This window comes from Acinetobacter sp. YH12233 (assembly GCF_013417725.1).
Lineage (GTDB): Bacteria > Pseudomonadota > Gammaproteobacteria > Pseudomonadales > Moraxellaceae > Acinetobacter.
Genome location: NZ_VPDK01000056.1, coordinates 1 through 11,211 on the forward strand (window position 1 = coordinate 1; position 11,211 = coordinate 11,211).

Below are 11,211 nucleotides of genomic sequence, written 5' to 3' on the forward strand. Positions count from 1 at the left end.
ATCAATTACGCAAAATAATTCGGTACTATTAAACATCGGGACTAGAGTTTTAAGTTTTGTGTGGTAACTCAACTGATGGCTCTAGTCCTCTTATTTTTCAAGTCAATTTTTTATCCGCGATTCGGGTAATAAGCTAAATAGATAAAACTCCCATGCTCTATACAATGCCCAGAAAAATTCAAATTGCTCCATCTCAAGCCAAATGGCAGCTTGCTGCTGCAGATTCAGTTTTGGTCTTGGTTGGGCTGCATAATTTAAGAATGCAGGCCGGGATTCAAGAGTCTGAGCTGATGAATAATCTGATTCAGATCAGCAATAAAGCTAAAGCACTTGATATTCCCATTGTCGACCTATATGGCGATGACCTGATTCAAGGCATGCAGCAACTTGGAGAATATGCTTCAACTCATCCTCAACTGATTTTTGCCGGACAAATTACACCGATGCTGAAACAAATCCTGCCACATCTGCAAAGTGTGACAGACCAAATTTGCATAATTAATGATGCAATTTTGATGCCTAATCAGGAACAGCATATCCAGTGGATTGAGAATATATCGGCACAAGCTTTGCATCATATGAACAGCTATAGTCTGACCCGATTGTGGAACTTAAGTGCGCCGTCAGAATATGTATTGTCAACCAAAGGCATCATGTTAGCAGTAGCTGAACAGCTGGATATGGATGCGCTGGAAATTGATCCTTATGCTGATTTAAAGCAGTATGGACTGGACTCTGTAGCAGTAGTCAGTCTGGTTGGCACATGGCGTGCGCATGGTGTTGATCTGCGTTATGAAGATGTGCTGGAACACCCGTCATTACATGATTTAGTGAGCTTTGTAATCCAATCTGCACGTCGATAATCGGTAATTGGGTAATTTTCTTAAAATAATCGGAAATTTCATCGCCATTTACATAAATGCGCATTGTAATTATCACTCAAGCTTTCTATTATGGCCGCCTTGTTTTTCGCGATCAGCGTGGGATTGAACTTTGAGTAATTTTCTAACCGAACATCTGATACATCGTGATGAAGATTTTATGGTCATCCATAAGCCTGCTGGCTTACTCACAGTGCCCGGTAAAACAGAAGATTTACAAGATTGCCTGATCAATCGCCTCATCAAATTAGAACCTAAAACTTTGCTGATCCATCGCCTGGATCGAGACACTTCCGGTATTTTAGTATTTGCCTTAAGCCGTGAAGGGCAAAAATCCATCTCCCGCCAGTTCCAGGAACGCCAAACCGATAAAACCTATCAAGCCATCGTGGCTGGAACATTAGAAGGCAAGGGTACAGTTGATGTGCCTGTCATTTACGATCCAAGCCGTCCACCACTGCATATTGCTGAACCGAATCATAATAAGCCGGCAATTACAGAATGGCTGGCCATCGAACATTTTGAAATTCAGGGGCAAGCAGTGACTCGGGTGAAACTGACTCCGATTACTGGTCGTTCACATCAGCTCCGTGTACATATGCAATATCTCGGACATCCGATTATTGGCGATACCTTGTATGCAACGCCAGAGCAGCAACAGCTTAGTCCGCGTCTATGCTTACATGCCGAGCGTTTAAGTTTTTATCATCCTAAAACACAACAGTTAGTTGAATTTAATTGTCCGGCTGAATTCTAGGAAATACTTGTTTAATCGACGTGAATTATGCTCACTTTTTAGTGGGCTTTATGTCAAAATACATTGCTTGAAGGTGTGAAATTTTGCTCAAATGACTTTTCGTGATTGAGCCTGATATTCATAATCTTGTACTTAAGATAAAGGTGGAAAAATTGCAGCAATTTGCTATTGGTCAACGTTGGTTATCAGATACTGAAACAGAACTCGGTTTAGGGGTTCTCATTGATGTTGATGAGCGATCGGTCAGCATTTTATTCCCAAAAAGCGATGAAACTCGCGTCTATGCTCGCAGTAACGCACCCTTATCTCGTATCGTATTTAATGCGAATGACGAACTGCAAGATCAGGAAGGTACGATCTGGACCGTTGAGTCAGTTGAAGACCGCAATGGTGTAGTGCGTTATCACGTGGTTCGTACTCTTGAAGATGGTACAGAAGAACGTAAAGCTTTAAATGAAACCCGTGTAGGTGCAACGATCCAGTTGTCTAAACCTTTAGATCGTTTACTGGCCAGCCAGATTGACTATAAAGAGTGGTATGACCTGCGTATTGAAGCCTTGCTGATGCAAGCCAATATGCAAACCAGTCCATTGCGTGGCTTGGTCGGTTCGCGTGTGGGTCTGATTCCACACCAGTTGTATATCGCACATGAAGTCGGTCAGCGTTTCGCGCCGCGTGTTTTACTGGCCGATGAAGTAGGCTTGGGTAAAACCATCGAAGCAGGTCTGATCATTCATCAGCAACTTAAAACTGGCCGTTCTGAACGTATTCTGATCTTGGTCCCGGATTCACTGCAATATCAGTGGATGATTGAGATGCGCCGTCGTTTCAATCTTGAATTCTCCCTATTTGATTTGGCTCGTACTGCATCGATCAAAGAGCATGATCCTGAACTAAATCCATTCCTGACCGAACAGCGCATTATTGCTTCTGTGGACTTGATGGTGGATCACGAAGATCTACGCGAACAGGCGATTGAAGCGGGCTTTGACCTGTTGGTTGTCGATGAAGCGCATCACCTGATGTGGTCTGAGGAAGAAGGCGGCAATGACCGTTATGATCTGATCGAAGAGCTGGCAGAGAAAACACCGGGCGTATTGTTATTGACTGCAACACCAGAACAGCTCGGTGTAGAATCTCACTTTGCACGTCTACGTTTACTTGATCCGCAACGTTTCAGTTCATTGGATCGTTTCCTAGATGAAGAAGAGCAATATCAGCATACCGCTAAAATCGCTGAAGTACTGATGTCAGACCTTCCACTGGAAGCTGAGCATTTCACTGCGATTGAAAGCCTGCTTGGTCATGCGATTGAAGATACCCCAGAGCAACGTTTCCGTGCCATTCATGAATTGCTAGACCGTCATGGTACGGGCCGTATCCTGTTTCGTAACACACGTGAAGCGATTCAGGGCTTCCCGGGTCGTGACTGTCAGCCAGCACCATTGCCAGCGCCAGAAAACTGGTCTAAAGATGGCAAACTACGTGAACAGATGTGGCCGGAAGAATCTCAACTTGATGGCTCGTGGATGGAAACCGATCCGCGTGTAATGTGGTTGATGGAAAAGCTGCGTACTGATCTGAAACACAAAAAAGTATTACTGATTGCCCGTAGTGGTCCAGTGGTTGAAGCACTGGAAAATGTATTACGTCTGCATGCAGGTATCCGTACTGCCATGTTCCATGAAGGCATGAGTCTTTTGGAACGTGACCAGGCAGCAGCTTATTTTGCTGAAGAATCTTATGGTGCACAGATTCTGTTATGTTCTGAAATCGGTTCAGAAGGCCGTAACTTTCAGTTTGCATCAGACTTGATCCTGTTTGACTTACCGGCCAATCCGGATGTTTTGGAACAGCGTATTGGTCGTCTGGATCGTATCGGTCAGGAAAACCGTATCCAGATTCATGTGCCTTATCTGGTGGGTACTGCGCAGGAGCGTATGTTCCGTTGGTATAACGAAGCGCTGAATATTTTCAGCAACATTTCTCCAACGGCGCAAACGCTGCAAGAAAACTTTATTGTTGCCCTGAAAGATTGCTTGCTGGCAGATAAAGGTCAGGAATTTGAAGATCTGCTGGAAGAAGTTAGCGTACAACGTGAAGCGCTTGAAGCCGAGTTGCAGGAAGGTCGTGACCGTCTGCTTGAGTACAATTCTTGCCGCCCCGTCGTGGCACAGGAAATTGTTAATGCGCTTGAAGACTATGATGACAATACCACCTTGCCAATGTTCATGAAGCGTTTTATGGCATCGACCAATATCGACTTTGATGAGCAAAGCAATGGTACGGTGATCATCAAGCCAACGGATCAGATGCAGGTACAAGGTTTGACCCTGGATGAAGAGGGTATGACAGCCACCTTCTATCGTGACCAGGCTCAGATCCGTGAAGATGCTCAATATCTAACTTTAGAGCATCCATTCACTGAAAGCGTGATGGAAATGATCAATACTCAGGGCTTTGGTAGTACCAACGTTGCGGTCTTAAAGTCTGCAGCATTGCCACAAGGTTCTGTATTGATGGAAGTGTGGTTCAAGGTTGATGTGGTTGCACCAAAAGCACTGAACTTACCGTCAAGCTTGCCACAGCAGCTGATCCGTGTATTGCTGAGTGAAAAAGGTCAGGATCTGTCTCAGAAGATTGCGCCTGAAATCCTGAAACCATATCTACATCATTTAGATGGCAATAGCTGCCGTCAGGTGGTGAAAGCACGCCGTGAAGTGATTGAAGCGCGTTATCAACAGGCATTGGAATTAGCTCGTTCAGCATTGCCAAACTTCAGGCAGCAGGCTAAAGAAGCGTATGGCAATAAATGGCAGTATGAAATTGACCGTCTGACTTACCTGAAACAGTTCAACCCAAGTATCCGTGAAGATGAAATCGCACGTTTACAGAAGCTGCAAAAAGAAGGCTTGAGTTTGTTAGAAGGTTTATCTGTAACACCTGAAGCGATTCAGGTAATGGTCGTGGTTAAGCCATAAAGTCTAATGAATTAAAAAGCAGCTTTCGGGCTGCTTTTTTATGGCTGGAATTAAAGTCATGATTGAGCTTTTGGTCGGGCTGTGCTAGCTGATATTTTCTGTATTGTTTAAAATCAGCACCTCTAAGAATAAGAAATAAAATATCATGTCCAAAGCATTGATCACTATTGGCGCGAAAACCAGCCATGGCGGTATGGTCACTGAATGTGAAAACTCTTTTTTAATTAATGGCATGGCGGTGCATCTGAATGGCATGAAGCATTACTGTCCCAAGTGCCAAACTACCGTGACAGCTATTGCTAGTGATTTATCTACAATAATCAAAGGTAGGGCTGTAATCATTGCTGGAGATAAAGCCAGTTGTGGAGCCACTTTTTTACTGATGCAAAATCTGGCTATTTCTAAAAAATAACGAACCATATGCCGATGTAAGCCAGGAGTGACTTAAAGGTCATAGATTGATGAATTTGGTTCTGTAGAATTTTGCATTTCAATATTAAGCTTCTTTCAGACTTTATAAAGAAATGATCAAAGAAAATAATGAAACAGGTTTTGCATTTTACTCATGCCAATGGCATTCCATCGGCAAGCTATCGCAAGTTTTTAAATTATTTTCAGGATGAATATCAGGTCAAGGCAATTCCGCTGATCGGGATGAATCCAGCCTATCCAATTACCAAAGACTGGCGTTATCTAGTAAATGAAGTGATACAGGATATCCAGCAGCAATCTCCGGATCAAAAGGTGATTGGGCTGGGACATTCATTTGGTGGTTTGATAACTTTAATGGCAGCCTATCAACGTCCGGATTTATTTTCCAAACTGGTGATCATGGATCCACCTTTCGTGATTGGTAAAAACAGTGCACTGTTTGAAGTCGTGAAAAAGCTCAACTTAAAAAGTATTGACCGTTTCACTCCGGCAGGTATTACCCTAAAACGTAAAGATTACTGGCCATCTAAACAGGACGCCGTTGAAGCGCTGAGATCGAATCGTCTGTTTAAGCATTTTGATGAGCAATGTTTTCAGGATTATATCGAAAGCGGGATTGTGCCTGATCAAGAGCGTGGAGGGGTAACTTTAGCCATTCCCAAACAGATTGAGGCAGAAATTTTCCGGACTGTACCGGCTTGGTGGTGGCGTACACCAAGAAAACCACCCCAGGTTCCGATACATTTAATCACAGCAGAGCGCAGCCAGTTTTATCAGCAAGGTTTACCACAAGGCATGCATAAGGTTTACCAAATTCATTATTCGGTGGTGCAGGGCGGACATATGTTTCCACTAGAGCATCCGGAAATGACGGCAAACCATGTTAAAGCCAGATTGAATAAGCTTTAATCTTGGTAATAAAAAAGACTCACTAAGAGTCTTTTTTTTCAGCTGGCTTAACGGATCTGAGATTGATCCAGATGACGGGCACCTTCCAGAATCATGCGAATCATGATCATGGTCTGTTCCGCAATTTCCTTACGGTCTTCAGGTGCCATATCGATCACATTGGCACCCATATTAAATACCAGTTGGGTAATCGCTCTGGCCGCAATCTCGGGATGAAATAATTTTTTATTATTTAGTCGTTCCAGACGGATCAGGTCTTCCTGAAGCTCCTGCTGGAAATAATTCAATTGGCGTTCGACTGCCTGTTTATAAGATTTTGAACCAGTATAGCCTTCACGTAATAACAGGCTTAAATTGCCTTCATCAGCATCCAGCTGAGCAATAAAGACTTCAACAGAACTACGAATAATACTGTTCTGTTTCGATGCTTTTAGACGAGATTCATTGAGAATCTGACGCAGCACAATCCCGGCACGATCAATCAGCTCAATCGCCAGTTCATCGATATCTTTAAAATGACGATAAAAACTGTTCGGAGCAATTCCAGCCTCACGAGCAACTTCACGCAAGCTTAAAGATGAAATACTTTTTTGTGGTCCGATCAGGTTTAAAGCAGCCTGGAACAGTTCTTCCTTGGTAATGGTCGCTTTACGGCCCACACTACGGACAATAATGGGCTCATCAATGCTTTTCGATGGTAAAGACGCGTCACTGCTTATTTTCATTGAAGGCTCATTCATGAGGTGATTAGTAAAAGGCATTAACACATTATAACGAAGGCAGTCCAGCTTGTGAAATGATTAGAAACAATACAAATGTATATACAAATATATATACAAGTGTATAATAATTAAAAATCCAAGGTGATGTCTAAAACGATGCCTGTACTCGAAAAGCTTAAAACGCCATTAAATACGCTGAAAGAGAGTGTGATTGATCCATATGCGATTAATTTCTGGATGCAGAAATTAAATCCTTTATGGTCAATGAATCAGCCCTTAGGCAAGATTGTGCGCAAAGAACATGCTGCGCAGGATATGCTGAGCCTGACGATTCGTGTCAATCATTTATTCCAGTTCGGTCAGGCGGGCCAGCATCATCCTGTATTTGTGGTGGTGAACGGCATTCGTTATGAACGTAGCTATAGTCTGACCCGTATTGATCAGCAGCATATTTTATTGACGGTTAAAAAAGTGAATGCGGGTAAAGTTACTACCTGGTTTGCTGAACAGGCTGAAGTCGGCGATATCATTGAATTCGGTCAGCCTTTCGGTGACATGACTTTGCCAGAACAGGACAGCCCATTGCTTTTGCTTGCTGCGGGTAGTGGTATCACCCCAATGCTGAGTATGCTGGAAGCTTTAAAAGATAAAGCTGAACTGGTTGCACCAGTAACTTTATGGTACTGGGTTAAGAAAAACCAGGATGCTGCTTTCATTGCGCGTTTTGAAGAGCTGGCACAAAAGTTTTCAAACTTTTCTTATCAGGTATTTGCAACTCAGGAACAACCGGCTGCGCCGCGTCTTGATGAATCTTATCTAGACCAATTGCAAGCATTGGAACAAAGTACAGTCTATGCATGTGGACCATCAGGTTTTGTTGCGACTGCAGAACGACTGTTTGCTTCAGCGAAACTGTTCAAAAGTGAAGCGTTCAGCATGAGTCTGAATGATGAAGCTGATACCGGTTTTGTCAATGTAACCCTGACTCAATCGAAAAAAATCGTCACGATTCCTAAAGGCCAGTCGATTCTGGTGAGTCTGGAACAGCAGAATATCCGACCGACCCATGGCTGTCGTATGGGCATCTGTAATAAATGTGCCTGTAATAAAGCGGAAGGTTCAACCAAGAATCTGGTCAATGGCGCACAAAATACCGAGCCGGGTAATCTTTTAAAAATTTGTGTTAACTCAGCGCAGACTGACCTTGTCATCGACTTATAAGCGAGTTTTATCCTATGAATATGCCAGTAAAATTACAGTATTTTAAAAATCCTAAAAACCGTGAACTGACCCAGTCTGAGCTAGATGAACTTGCACGTGAGCTTGATGCCATCAAACAGGAAGTGCTGGATGATTTAGGTGAAAAAGATGCCAAATATATCCGTCGCGTATATTCGAGCATCCGTTATTCATCGATTGCAGGTCGTGCCTTATTATTCGCAGGCTGGTTCCCGCCAGCATGGTTACTAGGTACAGGCTTATTAGGCTTTGCCAAAATCATGGAAAATATGGAATTGGGTCATAATGTCATGCACGGTCAATATGACTGGATGAATGATCCGAAGCTCAATGGTCAAACCTACGAGTGGGATATTGTCGGAACTTCAGACAACTGGCGTCAAACCCATAACTTCAAGCATCATACCTATACCAATATTAAAGGTATGGATGATGATATTGGTTATGGCTTATTACGTTTGTTCCCTGAGCAACGCTGGAAACCAGGCTATTTATTACAGCCAATTTACAGTATTCCATTTTGCTTGTTATTCCAGTGGGGCGTGGCCATTCAAAACCTTGAATTGGGTAAATACTTCAAAGGCCGTAAAACCAAAGAGCAAACCCTTGAAGAATGGAAGCCAATGCAGCGTAAAATTGGCAAGCAATTATTCAAAGATTATGTATTCTTCCCGTTGATTGCAGGTCCTGCAGCATTACCGGTATTGACAGGTAACCTGGTGGCAAATGGCCTTCGTAATATCTGGACTTTCAGTATTATTTTCTGTGGTCACTTTACCAAAGATGTAGAAGTGTTCCCAAAAGCTGTCATGGAAAATGAAAGCCGTGGTCACTGGTATATGCGTCAGATTCGTGGTTCTTCAAACTTGACTGGTTCTGAAGCGTTTCATATTTTGACTGGACATTTAAGCCATCAGATTGAACATCACTTATATCCAGATGTGCCTGCACGCCGTTATCGTCAAATGGCACCAAAAGTAGAAGCGGTATGTAAAAAATACGGCTTAAACTATAATAATGCCAGTCTGGTAAAACAGTATGGCAGCGTGATTAAACGTATCGTGAAATATGCGTTTCCGTTTAAGAAGTAAGATAGATTTCAATAAAAAACCGCTATTTATAGCGGTTTTTTATTATTCTCAGTTTAATTAATTATTTTAAGCTCAGACTCGGATAAATTCATTTCAAGTAGTGGAAGTACTTTATCTCGTCCTTCCAGATAAGCATACTGTGCAAGGCTTAACATTGCCTCATCTTCCTCACTATTTCCATAAGCATAAATTTCAGCATAATCTTCTAAATTATATTTTTCCAAGATTCTACTTTTCTTCTGATCCTTACTACAATCAGGTGTGTTGTATAAACCTGCCATTTTTCCTGTCAGAATTTCTACTTCACTACAAATCAGGTCAATGCCTAAATAAGTACAAACCGGTTTTAAATATAAATCTAACGAGGCTGAAACGAGAACGACTTGATGCCCGAGTTGCTGGTGTTGTTTGAGTTGCTTTAATAGCTTGGGATTTAATCTTAAAACAAGCTGCTGTGCATATTCTTCGGCAAGCTGCTGAATTTCATGCGCATGACTATTTTTGAACATGGTGTAATACAGCTTTGGGCGCATTGCATGAGCAGGATAGAGCTTAAGATAGTAAGCCTGAATCCAAGGCAGAATACGAATGCCACGTTTTAAAATCTGCCTTTTCTTTAAAGCATAGAAAATGAACCCTGTAAAACTGTCATAAGGATACAGGGTTCCATCAAAATCAAATAAGGCTAGAGTTTTATGTTTTTGATGCGGCGCATGCATGTTTGATAACGACCATCGACACGGCTGGCAAACCAGTTAGTATTATACTCACGACTCAATTTCGGGCCTGAGATCACGACTTCTGGCATCATTGCATACATTGGTTCTTTACCGGTTTTTTCTTGATAAAGTTTACTGATACCACGATAAGTCATAGTATCTTCAAAATCTTTAACTTTTTCTTTTTTTAGATCCGCCCGAATCTGACGTTCAGTAATAATAAAATTATTTTTTGCAAAAACGCTGATGAGCTCTCGTTCAGATTGACTCTTTTGTGAGCGAATCGCGCCATCTTTAGTATATAGTAGTAAATCGCCATCCAGGCTCAATTCGGCATCGGTTAAGCTATTTAACATGCTCTGGAATGCTGCATTACGGCTGGAATACATCCCAGAGTTATAATCAGCAAAACGATAAATCGGTTTTTCATAATCCGCAGGGTACATCATCAATCGATGAATCCCATAATACAGTCCACCATACTGGCTATACAGGTCACTACGCAAATCAGCAATACTGCCCCCTTGACGTTTATATTCCTTGGCATAGCTGATATGAACCTGCATGGAACCCAAAGTTGTAATTGGATTCATTTTTTCGCCAATATTTTGTCCAAATAGTTTGGCTGCACCTGTCAGTGCACTTACATGATAATGCTTGGCCATGTAATCAAAGATTTCACGATAAAGTTCATCTAATTGACGTTCGGTTTTGACCCGGCGCATCTGACTGAGATAATTGTCTTCTGGACTTGGCTGGTTTTTCAGTACATCCTGGAAATATCCTGCAACTGTTCCACCGATACTTTCACCAAGTTTATCTTTAAATTTTTCTTCCAGACGTTCCTGAACTTCTTTAACGGCTTTCTCACCAAGACCAGGAACTACCGGGTCTGCATTAAAGTTAGATTCCTGATCGACAACTGCCACGATTGAACAGATATTCTCTTTGGTTTGTGGAATACCGAGCTGGTCAGTGATGTCATAAATATCTTGTGCCCAAGATTCACGCTGGCTGACACGACCTGGAATGGCTTTGCGAATATGTTCAACTTCAAGAGTGGGTTCATCATTTGACCACCAAGAACCATTGCCACACCCTACAAGGCTAATAGATAAAGCAAGTATGGATATGGACTTAAGAGAAAAAACTTGAGCAAAATATTTGTTCATGGTGTCGTAAATAAATTGAAAAGATGAGTGAACAAGGCAGATGCAGTATACTATGTCCATCAGAAAAGTGATGAATTTATATCTATATTGATTGGGGTTAATAGTCGGTTTCTCAAGCGTAGATGTCTAAAGTCCATGGAAGCATATTTACAAAATAAAATTTTTTCTAAGATATAGAATTCGCAGATTCAAATCCCAAGTGCAACACATTTGTAGTTAGTTGAAAAAGTTAGGTGTATTCATAGAATCATTAGACTTTTTCAACTCGCAATTGGAAAGCACACAATGAAGAAATACACCCAACTTTC

General features: G+C 42.0%; 10 protein-coding genes. 7 read left to right on the forward strand and 3 right to left on the reverse strand.

The features are described from left to right. Positions 1 to 152: 152 nt before the first annotated feature. The 5 genes from FTV12_RS15435 (at position 153) to FTV12_RS15455 (ending at position 5,960) form a co-directional block, all read left to right on the forward strand. On the forward strand, positions 153 to 863 hold the full coding sequence (locus FTV12_RS15435; RefSeq protein ID WP_180034296.1) for a phosphopantetheine-binding protein: 711 nt from the start codon (positions 153 to 155) through the stop codon (positions 861 to 863). 130 nt (positions 864 to 993) lie between these two features. Then, positions 994 to 1,638 carry an RluA family pseudouridine synthase gene (locus FTV12_RS15440; protein ID WP_180034297.1) on the forward strand — a complete coding sequence of 215 codons (645 nt, stop codon included), beginning with the start codon at positions 994 to 996 and terminating at the stop codon, positions 1,636 to 1,638. A gap of 143 nt (positions 1,639 to 1,781) precedes the next feature. After that, positions 1,782 to 4,619, forward strand: a complete 2,838-nt coding sequence (rapA, locus tag FTV12_RS15445) for an RNA polymerase-associated protein RapA (RefSeq protein ID WP_159123766.1) — start codon at positions 1,782 to 1,784, stop codon at positions 4,617 to 4,619. 145 nt (positions 4,620 to 4,764) lie between these two features. Continuing rightward, positions 4,765 to 5,031, forward strand: a complete 267-nt coding sequence (locus tag FTV12_RS15450) for a PAAR domain-containing protein (protein WP_180034298.1) — start codon at positions 4,765 to 4,767, stop codon at positions 5,029 to 5,031. Positions 5,032 to 5,159: 128 nt separating this feature from the next. After that, positions 5,160 to 5,960 carry an alpha/beta fold hydrolase gene (locus FTV12_RS15455; RefSeq protein ID WP_034702914.1) on the forward strand — a complete coding sequence of 267 codons (801 nt, stop codon included), beginning with the start codon at positions 5,160 to 5,162 and terminating at the stop codon, positions 5,958 to 5,960. Between the two features lie 47 nt (positions 5,961 to 6,007). Here FTV12_RS15455 and fabR read toward each other — a convergent pair whose 3' ends face one another. Then, positions 6,008 to 6,685: an HTH-type transcriptional repressor FabR gene (gene fabR / locus FTV12_RS15460; RefSeq protein ID WP_004786319.1), complete on the reverse strand. Its 678-nt coding sequence runs from the start codon at positions 6,683 to 6,685 to the stop codon at positions 6,008 to 6,010. A gap of 153 nt (positions 6,686 to 6,838) precedes the next feature. On the opposite strand from fabR, the gene FTV12_RS15465 reads away from it, so the two are divergent. Both FTV12_RS15465 and FTV12_RS15470 read left to right on the forward strand, forming a co-directional pair. After that, positions 6,839 to 7,903 (forward strand): ferredoxin reductase, encoded by a 1,065-nt coding sequence (locus FTV12_RS15465; protein ID WP_125279328.1) that lies wholly within the window; start codon positions 6,839 to 6,841, stop codon positions 7,901 to 7,903. Positions 7,904 to 7,917: 14 nt separating this feature from the next. Further along, positions 7,918 to 9,012 (forward strand): acyl-CoA desaturase, encoded by a 1,095-nt coding sequence (locus FTV12_RS15470; protein ID WP_004786314.1) that lies wholly within the window; start codon positions 7,918 to 7,920, stop codon positions 9,010 to 9,012. A 53-nt stretch (positions 9,013 to 9,065) separates the two neighbouring features. On the opposite strand, the gene FTV12_RS15475 is transcribed toward FTV12_RS15470, so the two are convergent. Beyond that, positions 9,066 to 9,731 (reverse strand): HAD-IB family phosphatase, encoded by a 666-nt coding sequence (locus FTV12_RS15475; protein WP_180034299.1) that lies wholly within the window; start codon positions 9,729 to 9,731, stop codon positions 9,066 to 9,068. After that, complete coding sequence (locus tag FTV12_RS15480) at positions 9,698 to 10,903, reverse strand: DUF1615 domain-containing protein (RefSeq protein ID WP_179993428.1); 1,206 nt, start codon at positions 10,901 to 10,903, stop codon at positions 9,698 to 9,700. The genes FTV12_RS15475 and FTV12_RS15480 overlap by 34 nt, the downstream gene beginning before the upstream one ends. Positions 10,904 to 11,211: the final 308 nt, after the last annotated feature.

Excerpts from the sequence above, each read along its gene's own strand:
- FTV12_RS15435 (WP_180034296.1), top strand. The coding sequence starts at position 153 with ATGCTCTATACAATGCCCAGAAAAATTCAAATTGCTCCATCTCAAGCC.
- FTV12_RS15450 (WP_180034298.1), top strand. The coding sequence starts at position 4,765 with ATGTCCAAAGCATTGATCACTATTGGCGCGAAAACCAGCCATGGCGGT.
- FTV12_RS15455 (WP_034702914.1), top strand. The coding sequence starts at position 5,160 with ATGAAACAGGTTTTGCATTTTACTCATGCCAATGGCATTCCATCGGCA.
- fabR (WP_004786319.1), bottom strand. The coding sequence starts at position 6,685 with ATGAAAATAAGCAGTGACGCGTCTTTACCATCGAAAAGCATTGATGAG.
- FTV12_RS15465 (WP_125279328.1), top strand. The coding sequence starts at position 6,839 with ATGCCTGTACTCGAAAAGCTTAAAACGCCATTAAATACGCTGAAAGAG.
- FTV12_RS15470 (WP_004786314.1), top strand. The coding sequence starts at position 7,918 with ATGAATATGCCAGTAAAATTACAGTATTTTAAAAATCCTAAAAACCGT.
- FTV12_RS15475 (WP_180034299.1), bottom strand. The coding sequence starts at position 9,731 with ATGCATGCGCCGCATCAAAAACATAAAACTCTAGCCTTATTTGATTTT.
- FTV12_RS15480 (WP_179993428.1), bottom strand. The coding sequence starts at position 10,903 with ATGAACAAATATTTTGCTCAAGTTTTTTCTCTTAAGTCCATATCCATA.